This is a genomic window from Variovorax durovernensis, from assembly GCF_977011995.1.
Genome location: NZ_CDRNCW010000003.1, coordinates 65553 through 88312, shown reverse-complemented (window position 1 = coordinate 88312; position 22760 = coordinate 65553). Strand labels below are relative to the sequence as shown.

Below are 22760 nucleotides of genomic sequence, written 5' to 3'. Positions count from 1 at the left end.
CGTGGCTGAGGGAGAGGCGCTGTTCGATCAGGAAGGGTTCTTGTCGCAGAGCTCCGCCTTCGGAACCACGCGCAGGACCTTGTTCGAGTAGAAGCACGGCTGCAGGGGCATGTCGGTGAGATCCGTCGCGACGAGAACTCCGCGCACCGCCGTCTTGAAGTCGCTACCGAAATCCTTGAAGCCGCGGACTGGCAGGTCATAGGGCACGGTCCAGCTCTCGACGTCATACGTCCACCCCACCAACTTCGCCCAGGACGCCAGCACTTCGCGCAGGTTCGCTTCCTTGCCAGGCACCACCTTGAAAGTTCCCGCAACTGGCTCGGCAGCCGGCGGCGTTGCATCGGGAGCGGCGGTCTGCCCCATGGGAGTTGCACTCGCACTGGCACCCGCTGCTGCGGGTGCCGTGACAGCCGGCGCCGCCGGCGCTGGTCGGTTATCGACGAAGCCTGCCCAGGCTGCGCCCGCGGGGGCAGCCAGGACGATGGCCAGGAGTGCGGCGCGGCGGGCGCAGAGCTTTGCGTTCATGAGGTCAGGTCGAGTAGGTGAATGGGCGACAGGAGGAATGAACCGGTGATTAACCGAGGCGATATGGCATACGCCACACGCAACGTTCTTTCACTGGACCATTCTTTTCCGCCGGTAGTGGTTTGCAACGTAATTGAACTGTCGCGATTACAGCACGACAAAAGTCTGCATCGCAAGGAAACGACTTGCGAGCGCGATGCGTTTTTGCAAATCCGCAGTTGTAGCTATCTACGGAGCTTTGCTTTGCGTGTTACCAGCAGCTGAGAAAATCTCGCTTCTTGGAGGGGTTGGCTGCGGATCACCCTCAGGCGCGCAGGCCGCGCGGGAGCGACGATCGGGCGGGCGTGTAAGGCTCAGCCGCAGAACGGGAGTGGAGCTACGCAGCCAGCGTCTTGAGGGAGCCAGGCCTGACGATGGCACTCCGGAGTGCAGCGGGGTGGAGGCCAGGATGCTCGCCGCTGATGCTCAGGGGTTAGGAAGCCCTGGAAAAGGAAGGGGAAGGACGGGGGAGCGCAGCGGCCCCGTGCCAACGGCTGTTGCTAGCCGCCGCTGGGGATGCTGTAGGTCTTCCCGACCTCGCGGACCTGGTCCCAGTCATGGGTCTTGAAGATCGTGTCGCTGCCGTGCTTCGCGATGCGATCGCGCAACGCTGCATCTCTCACCAGGGGATGGTTCGGCGCGACCTCGGCCAGGGCAACAGCGAAGGAGTAGCGCAAGGCGAGGTTCCCGGCGTTCTGACCGGAGACCGTATCGTACTGGCGCACCAGCTTGTCACGTTCAACAGCCAGAGTGCTGGGCGGGACTTTGAATGTGCGGCCGACCTCTCTAACCTGGTCCCAGTCATTTGTCGCCAGAATGGTTTCCTTGGCAAGCTTGGCAATGCGGTCACGCATCCCTGGATCGACGATCAATGGATGCTCGGGGTCGATCTGGGCCAGCGCTTCCGCGTAGGCGTAGCGAAGAGCCAGGTTACCTGCATTTCCGGCGAGCAGCTCCTTCAACTCTCGGAGGGCGCCATCCCGCTCGGCAGCGACTTGGTCTATGACCGCCTGGTACTGCGCGGCAAGGGCGTTCATCTCGCGGGTGTGCTGATGTTGCTGCCTCTGCAGCTGAGCATCCGCATAGAAATCGTCCATTCCAGCCACGAGCGCACTCCTTTTTGATCAAAAACGCGCTCACGCGCTCCCAAGATGGCTCAGTATGCCGGGCCATCTTGGGAGCGCGCAAGGTTGATTTAGGAGACTCGCCCGGTGCGAGGTGGCTTGGGCACCCCGACGGCGGGCGCTCCATTGCGGGGGGTAGGTGGCGTTCCAGGCCCCCCTGCGCTGCTTCGTCCGGGAGTCGACGGCCCCATGGCCCCCGATGCGGCCTGTTGGCCAAAGCGGCCGAAGGCCATGAATTGACCGCGGGTGCCCTGCTCAGCATCGCGGCCCAGTTGCGCGCCAATCGCACGGCCCGCCCAGGCAAGCGCCTGGTCCGGCAGCATCACCGACAGGTTGCTCAACGTGGTGACCAACGTGTGCATCAGGATCCAGAAGATCAGCAGGAAGCCGAGGACCGAGAAGATGCCCGTGATCGAGTTGCCCTGCACGTTCGACATCACCGAGGGGTAAAGCCAGAACAGGAAGCTACCCATCACCATCATCAACGCCGCGGCGGCGACGAAGCCAAGCAGCATCAAGAAGGGCCGGAAGAGCATGTTGATGATGAACAAGTAACCCGTCTCCGTTCTCTGCCCCATGCCCTCCCCGTTCGCATCCAAGTGCACGAAAGCCCAGATCGGCCCCGCAGCGATGCCTTCGAAGAAGATGGTGAGGTACTGCACCAAGCCGCCCCACCAGTTCACGAAGGGGATCATTGGAATCCACAGACTCATGATCAATCCGATGATGAACATGCCACCCACAATCATCGGCAGGAGAGTCACGAGGCCCTTCAGCGGCGCCAGCAGCTTGCCCATCGTTCCACCAACCGCCTTCTTCGCGGTCGACAGCAAGCCGCCGTCTTCCTTGTCCTTGTCGCCAATGCCCGTGAACTCGTTCAGGTACGAATAGGCGACGTACAACGATTCCGCGGCGACCATCATGTAGTCGCCCATGTTCTTCATCGCGATGATCGGGTCGATCATGCGCAGCTCGCCGCCCGAGGTTGACGTCGCTCCACCAGCTCCAGCGGTCGACATGTCGATCAGGTCCATCGCGAAGGTCTGTCCCAGCGAGCAGTTGCCGGTCGGACGGTATCCTGGCGGTGTGATCGAGCCGGCAACGATGCGGCACAGGCCTTGCCAGGAAGACTCTGAAGCCCCGGAGTTGGCGTTCGCCGCGTCCGACGAGGCGGTCTCGGTCGCTGAGTCCAACACCGACAGCGCCTTCTGCAGCTCCGAGTTGTAGCCTCCGGCGGTGCTGTTGATCGCCATCGGGATGGCCGCGAAGTTCACCGACTGGGCAGCCTGCGCCACCGCGGCGTTCACCTCGGCCAGCGTGGCGTACCAGGAGCCCGCGCCAAACCAGCCGAACTTTTTCATCGACTCCACCGCCTGGCTGGACAGGGCCTGCGCGTTCGCATCAGCCTCGCCTCTCGCGGGCTGGATGGCGGTGTAGTACGAGGTGGCGAGTCCCTCGAGCTGCAGCACCGGCACGGTGGGCCGCTGGCCACCCGTCGTCTGGTAGGTCTGGTAGTTGCGGTACCAGTCGTCGGCAAGCTGGGCGATGCCGTTCACGTACTGGTTGAAGTTTCCGGTGGCGCGCGTCTGCACCGCGCGCGCGATGCCCTCGTAGTTGACCGAGGCCACGCGGTAGCCAACTGCGGAGCTGCTGTTGCGCCCGCCTTCCACGGCATTGGCCGTGACCTTGATGCCGCCGCAGAACGCGCGGTTGTCCGGCTTGCCGTACTGAACGCCCGTGAGACCCGCCGGAGAGGTGGCGCTGATCGTATCCGCGGACATGTCCACACCCAGGGCCTGCTGCTGGCGCACGTAGTCGTTCTGGGCCTGCATACACACACGGGCACGGAAAAGGGTGAAGGCCGCTTCCTCGAGCGAGGAGCCGCCCTGCGCCTTGGGCGAAACGAAGGATGGCGAAACCACCGTGGTCAGGTTGTTGGTGCCCTGCACCATGGCCTCGTAGCCCAGGTTGGCGGCGCCGATCCCGATTGTGGTGGCGAAGACGAGGACGGCCTGCGAGAGCGAGAAGCCGCCGAACGCCGGGATCAAGCTGGCCACGCCGGTGACCATGCGGATCGGCAGCCAAACCTGCGACAAGCGCTTGCCCATGAGCTGCCCCTCGTGGGCCGTCTGCACGATGGCCACGCCAATGCCGTAGGTCGCCCAGATCGTGCCGGCCACCAGGATGAAGGTGTTGAACACCAGGAACATCGAACCCAGCAGCGTGGACGCGCTGCCCAGCGCCGCGAAGGGGTTCGTGAAGAACTGGCCGAGCAGCGCAGTGAAGGCCTGCGTGGACATGTCCGACGGTTTGGTGGCGTCCAGGTAGGGCTGCACCAGGTTGCCCGCGTTGGCACCGCCGCTCTGTGCCTGCGCCACCCCGACCGCCAGCAGCAGGAACGCCGCCGTGGCCAGGCGGCGGATCAAGTCGGCTGACCCGGCGGATCGCCAAGTGCCGCTGCGCGCGCTGGCGCGGCCGCCGATCTCGGAGTGAACGTGGGCCATGTTGTAGCCGTGCGCGTTACGCATGATGTGGTCCTGAATCGAACATTTCGCCGGCCCAATGCCGGCTGTCGCCACCCCCATGCAATGTCTCGCCCGAGGATGACAGTATTCCTTGCATCTTTATCGTCCGCAATGGTATTGCTCTGCAAACGAATGACGCCCTTGCAGATGGTAGCAGTCGGGTCGCGGAATAGGGTGGAATGTTCGAGTTCCGTGCAGGCGCAAGACAACAGGCCGCGTCCTCCCGGAGCGCGGCCTGTTGTCTTGGTCGGCCCGCTACTGCAGGCCGGGCGCTATGCGTGCGTCTCGTTCTGGCCGGACAGCTCGCGCGCCCGGTAGATCGTCAGCGCCTGGGCGTTGTGAGGCTTGCCTCTGGCCGCGGCCTCGCGCACCGCATCCTCGTGAGCAAGTTCGACCAGGTGCTGCGCCCCGACTGCCTGGAGGCGGCTCTCGTCGGCCAAGAGGACCATGCACACATCGCCGAGGACGGTGATCCAGTGGACCGGCTCGCCGGCGGAGTGACACACACCCGCATTGCCAGCCTCCTCCAGGAAGCTGCGCGCCACAGTATTCAGGTAGATATCGCACATCGACGGCGCGGCCAGGTCCAGCAGCCCCAGACGCTCAACGTGGGCGAGCAAGCATTCGCGCAAATTGTCCAACTCATCGGAGGCGAACTTGAGCTCGCTTCCCGCCTCGGGACGCGCTGCGGAGGCCTGCGCGAACCCCAACCGTGGCGCAGCCTGCAGCTGGATCGCTTCGCGCACCACAGACATCACCAGCGTGCACTGGAATGCCTCTTCGATGCTCAGATTCTCGAACTCGATCATGGCCGCCTTTCAGATCGTGACAAGGACATCGGGCAGCTGGCGCACGGTTGCGTGCTCGATACGCAGCGGGTCGATGCGGAAGGTAATGATCTGCAGCCGGGCCATGACGGCTGGCTGCTGCCCACTGGCGTCGGCCACCCGGACCAGCGCCGGATGGATGACGGCGTGCAACCAGTCCCGCTCGCGCATGAACCGCCAAACAGCGGACGGGAACTGGATCAGCAGCGCGTCCAGATCCAGCTCAGTCACCCGCTTCATGACATCGGGCGTCACCTTCGGTTCGATGTAGCCCAGAACGGTATCGCGTACTTCCTTCTGGTAGTCCGAGCGCATGCGGCTTGTGGCCAGCAGGCCCGAGTCGCGCGCAATCTGCTCACTCACGGATGTGGTGGACTGGCGCAGGTGGCTCACTCGCAGGCTCAGGTCGATCTCGTAGAGCAGCCTGCTCCGGTCCAGCGCAGCGCGGGAGTAGAGCACGCTAGCATCGTTGATCGCGCGGCTTCCGTGCACCCCCCAGGCCAGGTCCTCCGGCCGATCTCGCATCGGCAGGCCCTCGATGGTCACGAGTGTGTCCTGGAAATGGAGGGCTCCGGGCTCGCGTGTCGCGAACTGAAAGGACCGCAGGATGGTCACGTCGGTGGCCTTGCCCCGCGATCCCTCCGGCTTCGGGGCGAGCACGGTCCGCTTGATTGCAGTTGTTGTTTTCACCATGCGCAGCTCACAGCACCAGGGGTTTCAGATCGATCGGCAGACCACTGCCGTGTTGCTTGTTCGCAGTACGGTTGAGCTTGGCGGCGCGGCCGCGCCGCGTGAGACGTGCGCCTTGCTGCGGATACGGGGCGCGCAAGTCGAAATCGCCCTCTCGGACCTTGTGCACCAACCGGGTCAGGTTCTCGAGCGTCTCCAGTGGCTTGTCCATCGACATGAGCTTGCGCAGGAACAGCGCAATCACGAGCCGGGCCTTCCCTTCGTCTTCCACCCAGCGATAGGCGGTCGACGAGGAGCGGTCCAGCGACGCGGTGAAACGAGCGTAAAAAAGCGTGCGGGCGTACGCGAGGTCTTCTTCGTCGCCGCTGAATTCTTCGAGCGCCGGCCCGTACAGCGTCTGGAAGGCCTGGTCCGCGGAGTAGCTGACCCAGGGCGCTGGCGACGGGCTCATTTCGTACAGCCGCGCCAACATCTCGACGTCGAACGGGACCACAGCGGCGGTGCGGATCAGGCTGACAAACTGGAAGCGGTTCTGAAGGCCAAGAGCCGACGAGAATTCGGACGAATTCAAGCGAAAGCGACGGCCCAGCGCGTCCAGGTCGCGACCAGTGAGCGGGCGTGCGGACCAGTCCTTGCGCATGTCGACCTCTTGCAGCATCCGGCCCTTCTTGATCTTCGGGAGGCCAGGTCGCGGCGCGCGCGGGCGTCCCGCCCTGGCGGCACGGCGCAACTCCCGCTCGGCGGCACGCTTTTCGCGGGCCTCCTGCTTCTTGCGTTCTCGCTCGGCTTCTCGCTCCAGGCGGGCCGCGACCCGTTCACGGGCCTTGGCGTCGCGCTCGGCCCTGGCCTGCGCCGCGGCGCGTTCCTGCTCCTGCTGCCGCTCCAGGCGCTTCGCTTCCTTGAGCTGGCGGGCAGCCGCTTCTCGCGCTTCTCTGGACAGCGCGCGCGCCTTGGCCGGCGCGGCCGATGGGGCTTTCGTCCGCTTCGCGGGCACCTTGCCGCTTGCGGCGCGTACGCGCGTGGGTGCCTTCGCGGCGGCTGATTTCTTAGGCGACAGCGCGCTCTGCTTCTTGGTGCTCATCAGTTCCTATGCTCAAATTCAGAGAGCCCTTCAGGCGCTCTCCTTTCTGTTCTACGACAGGTGCATCGACGCCCTCTTCCGGTGAGGAAGCAACGATGGCGAACGACCGCAACTCGGCAGCGCTCGGCGCCGGCGGCTGGTCGGGCGCCGACTTCTTCAGGTCGAAGTTGGACTGCCATCCCGGCAGGGCCTCGGACACCCTCGTGCCTTCTACCAGCGCGGCGATGTCCACGCCCTGGGCGTGCGCGACATTCAGCGAGTTCTCGATCGCGGCCTGGCATTCGTTCGCCTGCGACTCCACGGCCGCTCCCTCGCGAAAAAGGCGCCGCACGGCATCGCCCGGGTCACCGCCCACTTCGGAATCGGCAAGCGCCCGGTCGATGGCCTGGTCCACGGTCCAGCCGCGCGCGCCAGCAATGATGGCAGCAGCCGACTGCATGGACTCGCCGATCTCGATCGCCTTGGCACGCAGGGCAATCAGTTGGGCCGCCTGTTCGTCCAGCACGCTCGCAGCGGCAACCCGCGTCACGTGACCAGCATCGGCTTCAGCGAGGTTGGGCACGGCCTTGCTCACGCGCTCCACTGCTCCCGCGATCGCCTCAGCGGTCACAGGCAGCGTTGACTTGCCAACGTCTCCGGGCACCTGGGGCTTGAACCGCAGGGCGTTGCCACTCGGGGGCGCCATCTTCCCGGAGAAACCCGCCGCGGCCGGCGTAGCCGCCAAATTGTCCAGCTTCGGATCGAGGATCGAGTTCTCGTCGGCGGGAGCGCTGGAGCCCGCGGGGGCGCTACCAGTGGCACGAGTGCCGCCACGCGCCCCATCGGCATCAGCACCAGGCGTCGGCTTGAATGGCCGCGCCATCCAGCGCAACAGGTTCATCAGCATGGTGACGAAGGCCCGAATGGCCGCGCCCGACATCTTCCAAGCCTGCTCTGCAGCCTGCATCGCGACGCGCTCGGCATCGGCCAACGTGATGCGCTTGCTCGACGATTCCAGATTCGCACCGTGTACCAGCTGGGGATCCGCGGCGCTCGAGGCATCGAGCCCCATCGCCCGCACAAGCGGTGTCTCGGAAAAAGCGGCGGTCGAGGCGGCGGCGGTCATGTGGTGGGACCTTTCAGGTTCTCGGGTGCTCATGCGCGAGCGGTTCAGTATTCGTCCGAAGGCATTTTTCCACGGAATTACTGCAATACGAACGAAATAATGACCGCTCCCGTATCAAAGCGCAATCTTTCACCGATTCCTTTCCCGCGTAGAAGTACCTGAGAGCGAAGTAATCCTATTGTATTAGCCCCTCGCCGGAAATGATGATAGCCACGGACGCATCCCGAAGCCATAGGTACAGATCGGGGCCCGATCAGTATTGCTCAGCCCTCCCGCCCAATACTCGCCAGGAAGGCGTCCAGGTCCTGCTCTGCGGCCTCGACGAGAGGCTCCTCTTCCACTGGCGTAACCTGAGACGCAACGATCCGCTCGGTGATCTGGGCCGCAGCGATCGGATCGCTCCCGCCGAGCGCGGCCTCGACGGACACAACGAGCGCCCGCGTCTGGTCGTCGAAGCCGATGGCGTCGGAGCCGACCTTCCGCAGGGTCGTTTCAGCGCCCGCGAGCGCGTTCGACACCCAGCCGCCGCTCTGGCCGAGCGTCGCCGACCCTGGCAGCTCAGGCGTTGCGCCTGCTCCACTGTCTTCCTGATCTGGACGCACTTTCGCACCCGTCGATGAGCGCGCCGACTTCTCGTGCACGACCCGGCCGGCGGAGAGCAGGTCCGCAATGGACCCCTTGACCGCGGCCGAGAGGATATTCGGCGCCGCCAGATCGCCGGCGCCGACGCGGGCGATCTGAGGACCCGCGGCCGTTGCAGGAGCTGGTGCTTCTGTCGCCCGCGGCGCGGCGGGCGCGCGGCCGTCCAGGTCGTTGAACAACTCCGCCGCGCTGCCTGCCGGGCCGGGCGCCGGCTGTGACGGTGCCGCGGCCAAGACTTCGTGGGCCCCATCGATGAAGGCGTCCACCTCCAAGGGCGCAGTTCGCAACTGAGCCGTTTGGCGCGCCGGGGGCGGCGCTGCGACGGGCGCAGAAACCGGACGCACCGGCGCAGCGATCTCGGCCACCGGCCGGCGCTCCAGAACGGCGTCGTCGAGGTACGGGAAAGGATCGATGTCGTCGGCCCCCACCCCGCCACCGCCCGCCAGAACTACGTCTGGATGGGCTGGTGCCGGTGGCGCAAAGCTCGGCACCTGGGCGGCGGGTTTCGTGAACGATGCGAACTCGCCCTTGGACGGCAGGCCCACACTCTCCTCGGCTTCGGAAGCCGCACCATGCGCCTCCGACTTTCGGGCGAGCGCTTCCGCGCCGCCGGCGGCCGAGGCCGCTGCGCTCGTGCCTTCCGCTCTCTCGCTCGGGTTGTCCATGCCCATGAACTGCATCGCCTTGCGCGCAGCCACGTACAACGCCGCGCCGCGCTCCGCACCCGTGATGTTGGCGGGCAGTGCCTGCGCCACCATCGCAATGCGGGCGATGAGAATGTTCTTGTCCTGGCTCAGGTCCAGGTGCACGGAGGACTTATAGGTGAGGATGTCGATCAGGCGCAGCCCTCGGCTGACCTTGTCGTCGACGGCCTCGGCCTTGATGGCGTTGGCGTGGACCTCATCCATGCTGACGGGGCGCACCTGCAGGAAGCGGTTAAGCCGGAACTCCTTCATCTTGTGCTCGTCCAGGTAGTCGCCGACGTAGAAGCCGTCGACGCCGAACGTCTTGCCCCGCGTGTTGATCATGCCCTGCCCTGTCTTCAGGCTCTGCATATCCTCGATCGTCACGCGCTCGACAGTCTCCACAGAGATCGCCTTGTCCCGCCGGAAACCGCCCGCCATCAGCTGGTACTGGTTATGCACCGCCACCCGGGCCTTGCCCACATAGTCCGAGATGAGCTTCTGGGTCTTCTGCGCGTCGTCAATGCGCATGAAATACTTGGCCACGGCGTTCGCGAGCATGGCGCCAGCCTCCGCGGCCCGGCTGCCCTCGGTGAGCTTCTCGATGTCCTGCGCCGCGGCAATCATCGACATTCCCAGGGAACGCGCCTGCGCGAACATCACGGCGATGCCATCCGAGAAGTAGTAGCCGAGCTCGTCCAGCGCCACCAGGAACGGGTAGTTCGCCTCGGTGGCCTTGGACTCGAGCACCTGTGCGCGATCACCCTCGATGTCGGCGCCCAGGTTGCGGCCCATCATCACCCGCAGGCACGCGATCGCCAGCTTGCCCAGGTTCTCGGCTTCGGACGCCGACTTCTCTAGGGAGGGAATCATCATCACGAGCACCCGGTTGTTCAGTGCCACGTCGACCATGTCGATCTCGGAATACTTCGCGCGGAAGATGTGCCCGTAGGTCTTGTCCAGCAGGTTGAGCGCCGGCATCAGCTGACCGATGCGGTAGCCGTGCTGGTCGTACACAGCCTGTTCCTGCTCGGTCTTCTGCGCCGGCTTTCCTGCACCTGCCATACCCCCGCCGACAACAACCATCCCGCCGCCGCCAGCTGCCGCGCCGCGGCCCTGTCCGCGTGTGTCCGGTAGCCCCGTGCGGCTCGCGGAGTTCGGATCGGGCGGAAGGTTGTACTTGGCGATCACCCGGTCGACCATGAAGCCGGGGCAGCCGCCCGACTCGCAGTAGCTCTTGATGCCCACGAAGCCATAGGACCACTCGCCCGTGTCCAAGTACTCCTTGTAGCCCTCGACGTACAGTTCCTCGACCTTGGGCAGGCCCATGTAGTCGATGTAGGTGCCCACCGAGATCTCGAAGCCTTGCGTGTCGCGCTTGTAGCAGATGGCCACCACGAGGGCGCGCCAGAAGTTCAGCGCCTTCTCCTGCCAGCTCTTGCCCTCCCCTTCGGCCTTGGGCATCAGATTCGCGCCCATCTGGATCTGCGTGTCGGCGTCCGAGTCCGAGAAGGTGTTGATGCCGTTGGTGCGCCGACGCCGCAGCACCCGGATCTTCTCGGGCGAACTTCCACCAATCAGGAAGTTCAGTCCCAGGAAGTCATCGTCCACGCCCGTCATGCGGCACATGGCCATGAGGTCCAGCGGCATCTTGTTGTCCGCCTTGCCGTCCGCCAGGAAGAACCCTGAACCCCAGCACAGGGCGTTGTAGAACATGCCCTTCAGAGTTTCCGACTTGCCCGAGCCCGTCGAGCCCAGGATCAAGAAGTGGGTGCGCAAGTCGGAGTCGGCCATCCACACTTCGCGCCAGTTCTCATAGGTGTTTGTCGAGCGCATGCGCCCCACGTACATGATCCCGTCGCCGGCCTTGCCCTTCTCGTCCTTCCCGTCGGGCGGGTAGCGCAACGGCAGCAGCACGCGGTAGCTCTTGTGCGTGAAGAACAGGAACATGAAGCCCACCACCCACACCGGCCAGAAAAGCTTGAGGGCGAACATCGCAAGGATGAGCCCTGCGACGTTCACAGCCAGGAACTGGGGTTTGGAGAGCTTCTCCGCATACTTCTCACCCCAGGAACGCACGTCGGCGATGTTCCTGGAGAGCTTTACTTCCTGGTGCTGTTCAATCAGAGCCATGTGTCGTCCTGTGCGCCTTCCCTGGCGTGATCTGGGGTGGAGTGAGCAAGGGCCTCAGGCGGCGCCAGCCGGCCGGCCCTGGGGGTCCTGGGATGGCTGTGCTCCGGGCCGTCCGCCGCCATCCCATGCCGCCCGCCCAGCCCGCTCCAGGACGCTCACCAGCTGCAACGCCGAACCCACGGGCCCGACGATGCCCAGACGGGTCATCGCCGCCGCCGGGGCGCTTCCCTCGTGGCTTTGCACGATGTCCCGGGCGATGTCGCAAAGCACGTCGTTGGCCAGCTCGAGCTCGTTGGGGTTCAAGGTGCTTTCGCCGGCCGCCTGTCGATAGTCGGGGTCCGCGATCCAGCGCCGTACGCGAGCAATCAGCGCCGCCGCGGTGAGCGTCTTGCTGTCGTAGGACAGCTCGACGTCGACGATCGCGGCGAACACGGCCCCCATCACCCCACGCACGAATTGCTCGCGCATCGGGTTGTTGACCGACGTCACCGTCGTCACCGGGGAGACCGCGTTGGCGGGGGCGACGATCTCCACCACCAACGCGGCGATTGCCTGGGTGTCCCCCTCGACGAAGGCATCCAAGACGCGCTCCACTCGGATGGGGTTGACCTTGGACATGAGAGCGCTCCCCGTCCACGCCTTCTCGACGACGCGCAGCCCGTCGTCGAAGTCCGCCAGGCACTGGGCGATCTCCACAGTTGGCTCGGCTGCTGGCGCGCTGTCGGGGCCGGCAGCGCTTTCGCTGGCGGCCCCGCGCCGCGGCCAGTTGCACAGGCGCGTCAGCCAGGAATCCTTGCGCGGCGCGCGCGCGGCGCTTCGGATGTTCGCTTCGGTGGTTCCCATGGGCTCAGGGCTTCTGTGCAGGCGTCGCAGGCAGGCCGCCGTTGGTGTCGAGCCACTTGTTGATGCGTTCGATCGATCCCGACCCTGCGACCACCTTGCCGGTGGCGGAGACCAGCGTGGGCGTTGCCGAGAAATTCAGCGCAGTGAACGCCGCGTTCGCACTCAGCGCCTTCTGCGCTGCGTCAGGGCAGGCGCCATCGCTCGCGGCGTCACCGGTGGCCGCGAGCCCACCGACGGCTACCGACCACGCGGCGACGGTGTCCTTCGCGCAGAAAACGCGCTTGACCAGCTCGTCGGAGCCCGGCTTGAATGACACGGGCACGATCACGGGGACGAAGCGCGGATCCACCTGCGAGAGCTTGGACTCCAGGTCCTTGCAAGCAGGGCAGTTGGGATCGCTGAAGACGACGAAGGGCTGACCAGTGGGACGCATCTGCACGCCCACCTCTCGCGTTGCGTTGGCCAAGACCTGCATCTCGGTCATCGTGAGCGCGTCGCCGAGCGCGCGATCGCGCAGCTCGGCCGGAACCGGGTGGACGCCGGCGGCTGGTGGGGATGCGGCGCCCGGCGACACCGGCCCCTTGTAGCCATACAGGTACTGCATGAGCAGGGTGAAGCACAGGAGCAAGCCCATGAAAATGAGGAACCACTTCAGCAGCGCACGCAAAACGCTCCAGATCGACTTCGGGCGGCGAACGAGCGCCACAAGGTAATCCTTGAGCCAGCCTACGCCACGGGACACTGCGCCACCACCTGCTGCCTTGTCACACTGCTCGTTGAAGGCGGCGAACTGGTCGACGATGTTCTTGATCAGCGCACGACGTTCCCCCGCGTCCTTCACTTCCCGGCGCCAGAGTTCTTCGCTCCCTGCCCCGTCTGCGCCCGCGCCAGTGCGAGATACAACCAGGTGCGACGTGGGAGCGAACCATCGCACCATCCACACAACGCCGCTGCCGGGGTGCATCGCGGTAAAAATGTTTGAGGACGAAAAAGCGTCTGCGACACTGGCAGTTGTGAGTCCGTTGATGCTGGTGAACCGGTCAGCAAAGGAGCGGATTTCGGGGAAAGGCAAGATGGGAGCAGTCGGGAGGGTCATGGCAACCAATCAGTGGAAGGTCGGGGCCGAAGCCTGTGTTGGTGAGCGGGGTGCGAGGAAAGCGTCGGGCGATCAGAAGTCGCCGCCAGTGATGCTGCCGGTCCGACCAGTGGATGCGGCGGCCGCCGCGCCCAGCGAGGCGTACTCGTCGTAGGACTCGCCACTGGTCATCAGCGACTGAGCGCCCTGGCGCACGCGCTTGTCGAAGTTCGCGGCAGACTCGGCGGTCTTCACGCGGCTTTCGTCGTCGAAGCGCGTATCTGCATTGGCAGCCGCCAAGGCCTCGGCGGGCGGCAGCGGCGGTGAGGACAGCTTCACGTTGTTCGCGCGCCTCCAGACCTGGCCGTCTTCCCACCAGCGGTCCTCGTTGTCGTCGACACCGTGCACGTGATGGTCCCAGGCCGCCACCATGGCCTCTTCGGCCGGCGTCACGAAGATCTGCGGGATCCCGTCCTCGCTCACCGGCACGAGCCCTTCCTTGGCCGCCTTGCGCTCGAAGTCGAACTGGCACCACACGGCAGCCGACTCGGTGTGCGGGACCTTGCGAAGAACGGTGTTCAGCACGTAAAAGAGGATCCGGTCCTGCGGCTTGAGCCACAGCCATTGACGGTGCGTCACCTTGCCTTGGCGCTTGGCCATGAAGAAGAGGGCGTACAGGTAGGTGTACTCCCAGTGATGCACCGAGAAAAGGTTGGCCGCTTTCTCATGCGTGCGGTACTTGTCGAAGATCCATTGCGCCACCGTGAGGTTGGGGAGCCCCTCGGGATGGTCCGTGCACGAGTAGTTGAGCTCGTTCATCGCGCGCTCGTAGTCCTTCTTGCCTTCCTTGCCGCCGAAGGCGTGGGAGACCAGAAGCGCGTACATCACCTTGCCCGTTGCACTCATGCGGTCGGGATACACGATCTTCGCGCCGCCCTTGGTCAGCTCCCGGTCGTGCTTGATCGACACGAGCTGGATGCCCAGCATCCGGCTGTACAGACGATTAGCACCCTTGATCAGCCTCGGCTGCCCCTGCAGGTACAGGCGCAGCTGCTCGAGGTTCACCTTGTTGTCGGTGAGCATCGGCTTGCCGTTGACCTTCTCATTGAGCAGCACCTCCTCGGGCCACACCTGCGGGCGCCACCGCGGCAGCTCGTTGGCCACCAGCTTGGCACCCAGGTGCATGACCGGCACGATGCCGGAGAACTTGCGCGACAGGATCTTGAGCAGCCGCTCGGGCGAGGGCTTGCGCGCCAGGTCGTTCGCCCGGTTCGTGAAGGTCCAGGCCACGAGCCCCGCCATCACCACCGCCGTCACCACAACAAGCGGCTGCAGCGTCAAGTCGACGAACCGCAGATAGTCAAAAAGCGCCACGTCCTTGGGACGCGATCGGAATGCGTCATGCAGGTAGCTCACCCGTCCCCAGGTTTCGCCTCCGCCAGGAATCAGGTTGTAGAGCCAGCCGCAGGCCTTGAGCACCGGCGACGAGTAGTAGACGATCCGGTTCGAGCCGGTGAACCACAAGGTGCCCCCGAGAATGAGGGCCACCATCCCCATGCCGAACGCCATCGAGAGGGCCTGGCCCTCGGCATTTGCCGCGTCACGGATCGCGGAACCGCCACCCTTTGCCATCAGAATGCCCCCCGCTGCAGGATGCCCAGGTGGGCGTTCCACACGAGCTGGACATACTTTCGCTGCAGATCGGCTGAGTTCGGCGAGTGGTAGCGCGCCGCGGCGCACCACAGATCGCCGTTGCACTGCTTGGAGCGCGACTCCTTGCGCAGGATGTACGACTGCGCCATCAGCGCCTGGCAGTTGTCATTGAGCAGGCGCTCGGGCTGGATGCCGTAGTTCTTCATCAGGTACGGTGCCCACCACTGGGAGTTGATCTGCGATATCCCCAGATCGCACCCGCCCGCGGCGTTGCGGCAGTTCACGACCTGACGGCCGCGCGACTCCGACTTCACGATGGCCAGCAGCAGCATCGCGGGCACGCTGTAGCGATCGGCCGCTGCCTGCACGCAGTTCGCGGGCAGCGCCTCGGGCAGCTTCACCTGGACCTGGTTGGTTTGCGCTGGCTGGCCCATGCCCAACGAGCCGGCCAGCACCGTGATCAGGAGAAAATCCATCGGAAGATATCCGGCTGTACGAGGAACGTGCGCCAGTCCACGAGCGCGCGCCGGGTGTACTGGAACTCCACCAGTGCCCAGCGAAAGGTGGTAGCGGCGCCGATGGCCAACACCAGCAGACTTGCGGGAACCATGATGATCGAGATCCACAGGGGCACCTTGAACACCAGGAAGCAGATGAGCGCGAAGGACACCACGGTCATCGCGATCGAAGCGAACTTCGTGAAGCGCACCGCGCGCACCTGGCTCTTGTGCAGCTCGGGCGTCCAGCCCATCACCTCGTAGAGGTACTCGAAGCGCTCGCCCGGATCGGCCGGGAGCGCATGCTCGCTGCCGTCGGTGAGGATCACGGATTTGATCGGCAGCTTCGACTCGTTCAGCAGGCGCGCGCGGGTCTCGCGCGCGGCCGCCAGTGCCTGCGCAAGGTTCTTGCGCGACTTGCCCATCTGGCCCAAGGCCAGGCCCACGCCCTTGGGCACCATCACACTCGCGGCCGCCGCTCGAGCGCGCTGGCCTCGGCTTGGCGCAGGCGTGCGCTCTTCGCCATCCACACCGGCGTCGGCGCCGTCATCCGGCCGGCCCTTGCGCGTGAAGAATCCCATGATCACGAATCTCCCGAGCCGGCGTGTCCGGCCTCGTATGCAAGCGCCCCGCGCAGGCGCGCCAGGGGTGCGGGTTGAAAGAGTGAGTTGTAGCCAACAGCACGGGCCATGGCCAACGTGTAGCGGGAGAGCACGGGCATCGACTGCGTGGCCGTGGGCGCGTTCTCCACGAACCACTTCACCACCACGCGCAGATGCCTTCCATGCAGGCGCGAGACGACACGGCTGTCGATGAGGGCGGCGCCCATGAGGATCACCACCGCGGGTTGATCCGGGAGCCACTCGAGCAGCTTGGCGGCGTGCTCGCGCTGCTGCGCATCGGACAGCGGGCCGCGCTGGCGGGTCACATCGTCGCCGAAAATCACCTTCGCCAGCTGGCTGTCGAACGTTCCCTTGGGCATGCGTAGGGGTAGATTGCTCATGCTTCGCTGTTTCGATCTGCGATGCGAGCCGCGGGAGCGGCGCTCAGTGCTGAAATTGCAGGCACCCCAGGCAAACCCGCGTGGCGGCAGGCCCGATGCCGTTTTGGGGCCCTGCTTTTCCCCAGGAACTGTGAATAACTACAGGGCGCCACTTCGCGTTCAGCCGTGCAAGGCCTCGAGCGATGACGAGTCGTCCACCTCGTCATCGACACCGGGCAGCCCCGATGCGAAAGGCGAATCGCCGATATGAACAAGCGCCGAGGCGGGGACTTCGTTCTGCGCCGCGGCTTCGTCCAGCACGCTGACGCTCGTGGCCGCCACCAGGTCAGAAGCGCTCGGGTAGGCACGGCCGGACGCCGCAATCGGCTGATGCGCGAGGATGCTGGACACATTCGATGCCGCAGGCGCAGCCGCCACAGGTACCGTGGGCGCCGGTGCCGCCAGGGCATCGCGCACCGATGCTGCGAGCGGCTGGTGAAGGCGGCGGGCCTGGGCAATGGCCTCACGGCGTTCGGCGGCCTTCTCCTCTTCGGCCTTGAGTAGGCAGTCCAGCCGTTCGGCCACAGCCTCGGCGCTCTGCATGCCCAGGTTCGCACTCAGGAAGGCGCCACGGTCGTAGCTCATTCCACCTGCGCCGACAGTCGCCTTAGCTGCCGTAATGTGGGAGTTGCTATGCGACTTCAGGGCCGTGGCGAGGATCTCGCCCTGTGAAGCGTCGACCATGCCCAGGACCTCCAGGTCGCTCACGTAGATCGAGCCGATCACCAGGCCGCTGGCGCCGATCACGACCTTGCCGGCGTGAAAGATGCTGCCCATCACGCAGCCATTCACCAGGAGATCCTGGCCGGCGCGCATGCTGATGTCGCCATTGAAGACCGTCTCCTCGCCGATCACTGTGGCGCTGCCCGAAGCGCTCGACAGGAAGGCGGGGATGTGGGAGGCGATGCCAGCGGCATCACCGTTCGAAATTGCAGTGCTGTTCATGTGTACCCTCGTTAAAATGTTTTGCACCGTGCGATGATATCTATGCGGAGTAGAGCCGGTCAACATAACCGATCTTTTCCGCATCTCACCATTGCCTATGATGAGCACGCGCGCACCGAAAGGACACCAGCCTGATGGACCCCCAGGACCCTATGAACAAGCTCACCAGCTCGCCCCTTCGCGATTCGCTGGTGTTCAAACGCGATCCGGCGGGGCGGGGATCGGGCACGGCGATTGGCACGGGTGGCGCCAGCTCCGGTTCCGAGTCCGGCGCCTCCGGCGGCACGGGTGCAGGCACCGAGGACGCGGCCGCCGGCCTGGGCGTGGACGAGTTCGTCGACCCGAACGCCGGCGCGGACGGAAATCGCCACGCTGAAATGCGCTTCATACCCGGCAACTCGCTGAACCTGCTGGACATGCTGGACCTGCGCGAGCAGAACCACCTGGCCGTGCGGGAGGCTGCGCTGCGCTCGGGGGACCGGCGCAGCGTACTCCTCGACGGCGCGGGCCTGGAGATCCTGCAGCAGATGCAGCGCGAGATCGAGCGAGCTCACTTCAGCCAGGCCGCCGTGGGCTCACGCGACTGCCAGCCGATGCAGCTGGGGCTCAGCTCACCCGGCGTGGCCACGCACACCCTCGAGGAGCAGCAGCGCCCCGAAGAAGCTCAAGTGGTGGAGCCCATGGACTGGGAGGCCCTGCCCCTCGATCTGTCCTACTCCGACGCGGCGCGCGCTCATGCGGGACGCCAGCGCCTGGAGCTGGAATCGCTGAGCATGGCCGCCCTTTCCGAAGCTGCAATGGACCTGGCAGCGCTGAATCAGGCGGAAGGTCACGTCGAGACGCTGCGGGACATCGAGTCGGAACATCGCGGCAACGTGCCGCGCTCGAACACCCTCTCCGAAGAGCAGCGCACCGACCTGGCTGCGGGGGTCGCCGCCGATCTGCGCCAGCAGTTCCAGGAGTCGAATTCGCGCGCCATCCTCGCGGCGGGCGCTGCTCAGCGCCGGCGCATCGGCCTGAACAACATGCTGCGCGACCGCGCACCCCGATAGCGATGCAACACCACCACCCACGCCAGCCGATCCGGGTCGCCTGCGGCCTGTACTCGCCCTACGCCAACGATTTCACTCTGTCCATCGAGCAGCAGATGCTTCAGGTCGACACCATCTTCGCCGTGTTCAACGTTGACGGAGTCGACGTCGGCTGGATCGACGGTATCGACGAACAGGACCCGATCCTGGTGCCGGTGCGCTCGATGGATGGCCATGGCGACCTGGGGACGGTCGAGGATTACCTGAGCGAAGAGTTTCACGCCTCGATCGGCGAGGAGCTCACTGTCCTGTTCCGATTGGCACAGGAGGAATCACTCACGCCTACAGTCCTGGTGCGCGCGCTCGCGATCATGCACAACGATGGCTCCATCGATGCGCAGCACGCCATTCAGCAGTCGTTCGAGTGGGGCTTTACGCTATTGCGCGCTGGCATGCTCGACCGCTTCACGGTTGGCCTTGGCGGCCTGATGCAGCGCGATGCCTTCGGGACACGCCTACCGGGCTAGCCCAGCACGTCGCGCATTGCGCGCAGCGCTTCTGACTTTTTGGACTACCGTGTTGAGACCGTTAGTGCCCATGCTCGGGAGTGCTCATCGTCGTCTGCGTCACAGCCCCGCCCGAGTCCGAGGGCCCCGCCAATTTCAGCGGAAAGACGGTCACCCTCCTCGGTAGCTGCGGCTGTCTCGAGGACAGGAACAGCAGCTCCAGGGTGTGCCGCTGCAAAGAGGTAGCCCAGTGGGTTTCGTACCAGGCCGCAAATGGTGCGCCCGCCGCGCTCTTCGAGGGCGACGCAAGGGCCGACATCGCAGCTCAAAAATTCTCTGGCGAGCTGGCAAGGCTCCACCGAGCAGCAGTAGCCGCAGCCATTGCAGATCTCTCCGAGCCGCGGCTTTGTGAGGAGACGAGGTTCAGTCATTGCTACATGGTCCTCCAGAGGAGCCAGAATCTCAGCGCCTCCGCTTCCAGCGCCCGGGCTATCAACGGCACTGGCGCCACGCTCAAGCCTGCCAACTAGGCTCGGAACAAGCGAGGCACGGTGCAGCGTTGCCGCACCACAGGCTTTAGACAAGCTCGACTGCGTTCTCCGCGCTTTCGACCACGCCGTCTGCCGACAACAGGCCCTCTCGCTGTGCACGCGCGATCAGCCGCGCGGCCACGTCGTTCGACACCGAAGAATCGTCGATGTCGAACTCGCCCTTCTCCGCCATGAGCGCCGCGATCATCGGCTTGGCCGAACCGGCCGGCAGCATCTTGGCCAGCAAGGCCAGCGCCTGCCAGTAGCTTTCCTCGGTGCCCCCAAGCTTGCGGGCCAGCGCCGCGCGCACCGGCGCGTCCGAGGCGTTGGTCGTGAAAGCCCATTTGTCCACGGAGCTCGCCGTGGTCTTCAGGACCTGGGCCAGGACGCCCTCGGTGGTCACGAAGCGGGCGAAGAGCGTGCCCGGGCGACGGCAGTGCACGCTGATCGCCTGCATCTCGGCGTCGGTCAGCTTGAACGCCTCCTTCACCTGGTTGGCCATACTGCCGTCGCCCATGCCGAAGATGTAGAAGTTCGTGGAGTTGGCCATGATCGCATCGGGGAAGTCCTGCACGAGCTGGCTCATCATCATCGTGACCATGTTGAACTTGCGGCCCACGCGCAGATCCTGCGCCAGCAGGCGCTGGAAGGCGTCGGCGCCCGAGGCGTAATGCACCTCGTCGTACTCCAGGAACTTCATCTGTTCCCACAGCTTCTCGACGCGGTCCTTCTGGTAGCGGCGGTACAGCTCCGGGCACAGCGCACTGACCTCCTCCCAGCGCGCGAAGAAGTTGCGGGCCCCGAGACGACGCGCGAACAGAAACATGAGGGCCGACCGGCGACGCCCCTCCTCCGATGCGCCCGAGCTCACCACCTCTTCCAGGTCGATCGAGATCGCGCGCGCGGTGCCCAGGTTCGCCTGCGTGTAGCTGCTGAGCAGGGTATACGCGCCCGTCGACGCCACACTCAGGTTACGCAGGAAGACGTCGATCAGCTTTTCGACGCCGTTCGCCGCCAGGGCCGAGCCGTACATCAGGGTGACGTCCGGCTGCTGAGCTACCTTGGAGAGATCCTTCAGAATCGGCATCGCATAGCGCTGCGCGCGCTCGGCCAGCTGCACATGGCCGGCGGTGAACAGTGCGTCCACCACGTCCCAAACCCGCGTGCGCCCTTCCACGATGGGGTTGCCCAGCCGCTCGTAGAGCGCGCCGACTTCCGGATCCATTGCGTTCTGCCACGGCTTGGCCTCGGCGCTGGCACGCGAGAACCGCTCATATGCCGCGGTGATCAGCTTCACGAAGAACTTGTCGCTCTCCTCACCCAGGCCCGGAGCGATTGTCCCCAGCACGGCGGTGATGAAGTCGCGGTCCTGTTCGGTGCACTCATCGAAGCCCAGGAAGGTATCGAAGGGATTGACGGCGAACTCCGGCGAATTCTTGATCCGGATGGACACCACCTGGTCGCGCTTGTTCGCCGGCAGCATCGAGCGGTACAAGTCCATGATCAACTTCGAACTCGGGCCCACGTCCACGATGGTGATGTAGGGCACATCCTGTGCGCCGGGCGCCATGAGCAGGCCGGAGTTGAGCAAGTTCATGAAGAACGATTTGCCCGAGCCCGTGGGTGCAAAGCCCACGGTCGCCCAGGACGTCTGCAGGCTCGTGCCGATGCCGATCGGGTAAGGCCGGCCTTCCAACGTCGAGGCGATCAGCTGACCCGTCTTCCAGATCGACGCCGCGCGCACCACCGGAGCCATGCGGGTAATTTCCTCGATCGGCGCGGGCAGGTACGGAGCGACGCCGGCGCCGCGGCCGAAGCCCGCGGCCGTCGAAATCGCGGCCAGGCCGGGCTCGCCCGTCTCGTTGGTGCAGACGGTCGAGCCCCATGCCTCGATCGTGCTGCGCAGGTACTCGACCTGGAACTGCAGCTCATCCTCGGATTTCGCCCAAGTGGTGAGGATCATGCGGGTCGCGGCGACGTAGCCGCCCGCCTTCTCGATCTCCTTGAGCTCGTCCCATCCTTGCTTGATGCCCTTGTTGTAGTCGCTCGTTGCGGCCATGAAGCTGCCGAAGAACTGATCGGCCTTTCGAAAGTCCAGCCCGTTGGGCAACACGTCCTGCACGTAGGCCACCGGGATATCGCGGCCAAGCTTGTCCATCAGCTTGTTAAAGGGCTCGGACCCGTCCTCGGGAAGTACTTCCACGACCACGCTGGCCGTGTAGGAGCTGCCCTGGCGCGCAAATTCGAAGGCCTTGAATTCCTCCTTGAAGCTCGCAGGCATCATCTGGCGCGCAAGGGACACCGGCATCACCCCCGCTTCATCACGGCCACTCCCAGGCATGGCGCTCGCCCCGATCGCCCGCTTGTCCCCCATGAAGCGGGGTGCCCAGCTCGAGGGGAAGTTCGAATGGTCGAACACACGGCGCACCATGTTCGCCGCCACGCGAACCGGCAGCACTTCCGCCAGCAGGTAAGTGCCGCCGGCATTGATGTCCATGGCGAGGTCCTTGACCAGGTTCTCGACCATCGAGCGGTGGCGGGTGACCAGCAGACTGGAGGGCTGCGCCATCGACTGCGAGAACAGGTCGTTGTAGGCGATCGACACGCCCTTCTTCGTCAGCTCCGAACCGACCTTGCGCTGGCGCTCGGCCTGCGTTGCGGACTCGTTGGCGCTCATGCCGGCGCGATGGGTGTAAACGGCCAGATAGACCGACTCGTCGACGCAGGTGTGGGCCAGCTCCTTCACTCGCGCGTCGAAGAAGTCCATCTGCACGACGCCCAGGCGCTTGGCGGTCGTGGACATCGGGGCAATCAGCTCGCGGGCAAGCCGAAGCGACCCGGCTGCGTCACTGCGAAAGCAGAAACTCATGCTGTGGTTGCGGCCGTTGCCCGCTTTCATGCGATTCGCGGTGATCTTGGCCAGGTTGACCGCGAGGGTCTCAAACTCTTTCGCGCCGATGTAGCGGCGAATTCCCTTGATCTCGACGAAGGACACGAGGCTGCCGCTTTGCAGGGCCATGATCTCGGCGGGCAGGTCCGGGTCTGTCTGCACCGGCGCGCGCCAGTCGCATGCGAGCGCGCTGTCGCCCAGCGAGATCTGCGAGCCCGCCCAGTAGATGAACTGCTCGACACCGCGGATGCCGAAGTGGCTCAGCCCCCACACGAGTGCGAACAGCCCGAAGGCGCCAAGGACAGTGAGAAGAATCGTCGACATGAGGTTCCTATGTGATCGCCTGTGCGGGGCGTGGATGCGTTTCGCTCGGT

Annotated in this window: 18 protein-coding genes; 2 read left to right on the top strand and 16 right to left on the bottom strand. The window is 65.1% G+C overall.

Annotated elements, in window-relative coordinates; genetic code table 11:
* Positions 1–27 precede the first annotated feature (27 nt).
* The 15 genes from ACWV14_RS37550 to ACWV14_RS37480 form a co-directional block, all read right to left on the bottom strand.
* On the bottom strand, positions 28–525 hold the full coding sequence (locus tag ACWV14_RS37550; protein ID WP_298706126.1) for a toxin co-regulated pilus biosynthesis Q family protein: 498 nt from the start codon (positions 523–525) through the stop codon (positions 28–30).
* A gap of 539 nt (positions 526–1064) precedes the next feature.
* Positions 1065–1670, bottom strand: coding sequence for a hypothetical protein (locus tag ACWV14_RS37545; RefSeq protein ID WP_454912897.1), 606 nt, complete (start codon positions 1668–1670; stop codon positions 1065–1067).
* Positions 1671–1759: 89 nt separating this feature from the next.
* Entirely contained in the window at positions 1760–4216 is a 2457-nt protein-coding gene (locus ACWV14_RS37540) for a DotA/TraY family protein (RefSeq protein ID WP_298706120.1), read from the bottom strand.
* Between the two features lie 269 nt (positions 4217–4485).
* Positions 4486–5022 (bottom strand): hypothetical protein, encoded by a 537-nt coding sequence (locus ACWV14_RS37535; protein ID WP_298706117.1) that lies wholly within the window; start codon positions 5020–5022, stop codon positions 4486–4488.
* 9 nt (positions 5023–5031) lie between these two features.
* Positions 5032–5733 (bottom strand): hypothetical protein, encoded by a 702-nt coding sequence (locus ACWV14_RS37530; RefSeq protein WP_454909698.1) that lies wholly within the window; start codon positions 5731–5733, stop codon positions 5032–5034.
* A gap of 7 nt (positions 5734–5740) precedes the next feature.
* Complete coding sequence (locus tag ACWV14_RS37525) at positions 5741–6811, bottom strand: hypothetical protein (RefSeq protein WP_298706111.1); 1071 nt, start codon at positions 6809–6811, stop codon at positions 5741–5743.
* Entirely contained in the window at positions 6777–7916 is a 1140-nt protein-coding gene (locus tag ACWV14_RS37520; RefSeq protein ID WP_298706109.1) for a hypothetical protein, read from the bottom strand. Before ACWV14_RS37520 ends, ACWV14_RS37525 begins: the two co-directional genes overlap by 35 nt.
* Before the next feature lie 263 nt (positions 7917–8179).
* Entirely contained in the window at positions 8180–11374 is a 3195-nt protein-coding gene (locus tag ACWV14_RS37515; protein WP_455342748.1) for a TraM recognition domain-containing protein, read from the bottom strand.
* A 54-nt stretch (positions 11375–11428) separates the two neighbouring features.
* Positions 11429–12217 carry a hypothetical protein gene (locus ACWV14_RS37510; protein ID WP_454909697.1) on the bottom strand — a complete coding sequence of 263 codons (789 nt, stop codon included), beginning with the start codon at positions 12215–12217 and terminating at the stop codon, positions 11429–11431.
* 4 nt (positions 12218–12221) lie between these two features.
* A complete protein-coding gene (locus tag ACWV14_RS37505) occupies positions 12222–13313 on the bottom strand; it encodes a thioredoxin fold domain-containing protein (protein WP_455342747.1) in 1092 nt (363 codons plus the stop codon).
* 72 nt (positions 13314–13385) lie between these two features.
* The gene (locus ACWV14_RS37500) at positions 13386–14924 is read right to left on the bottom strand and encodes a secretion/conjugation apparatus DotM-related subunit (protein WP_298706098.1); all 1539 of its coding nucleotides are present in this window, start codon (positions 14922–14924) and stop codon (positions 13386–13388) included.
* On the bottom strand, positions 14924–15421 hold the full coding sequence (locus ACWV14_RS37495; protein WP_298706095.1) for a lytic transglycosylase domain-containing protein: 498 nt from the start codon (positions 15419–15421) through the stop codon (positions 14924–14926). The genes ACWV14_RS37500 and ACWV14_RS37495 overlap by 1 nt, the downstream gene beginning before the upstream one ends.
* Positions 15406–16023: a hypothetical protein gene (locus ACWV14_RS37490; RefSeq protein ID WP_454909695.1), complete on the bottom strand. Its 618-nt coding sequence runs from the start codon at positions 16021–16023 to the stop codon at positions 15406–15408. The genes ACWV14_RS37495 and ACWV14_RS37490 overlap by 16 nt, the downstream gene beginning before the upstream one ends.
* A gap of 2 nt (positions 16024–16025) precedes the next feature.
* Positions 16026–16445 carry a hypothetical protein gene (locus ACWV14_RS37485; protein ID WP_454909694.1) on the bottom strand — a complete coding sequence of 140 codons (420 nt, stop codon included), beginning with the start codon at positions 16443–16445 and terminating at the stop codon, positions 16026–16028.
* Positions 16446–16604: 159 nt separating this feature from the next.
* Positions 16605–17429 (bottom strand): bactofilin family protein, encoded by an 825-nt coding sequence (locus tag ACWV14_RS37480; RefSeq protein ID WP_454909693.1) that lies wholly within the window; start codon positions 17427–17429, stop codon positions 16605–16607.
* A gap of 152 nt (positions 17430–17581) precedes the next feature.
* On the opposite strand from ACWV14_RS37480, the gene ACWV14_RS37475 reads away from it, so the two are divergent.
* Positions 17582–18481, top strand: a complete 900-nt coding sequence (locus tag ACWV14_RS37475) for a hypothetical protein (RefSeq protein ID WP_454909692.1) — start codon at positions 17582–17584, stop codon at positions 18479–18481.
* Between the two features lie 2 nt (positions 18482–18483).
* Positions 18484–18987, top strand: a complete 504-nt coding sequence (locus tag ACWV14_RS37470) for a hypothetical protein (RefSeq protein WP_454909691.1) — start codon at positions 18484–18486, stop codon at positions 18985–18987.
* 555 nt (positions 18988–19542) lie between these two features.
* On the opposite strand, the gene ACWV14_RS37465 is transcribed toward ACWV14_RS37470, so the two are convergent.
* On the bottom strand, positions 19543–22710 hold the full coding sequence (locus tag ACWV14_RS37465) for a hypothetical protein (protein ID WP_454909690.1): 3168 nt from the start codon (positions 22708–22710) through the stop codon (positions 19543–19545).
* Positions 22711–22760 lie beyond the last annotated feature (50 nt).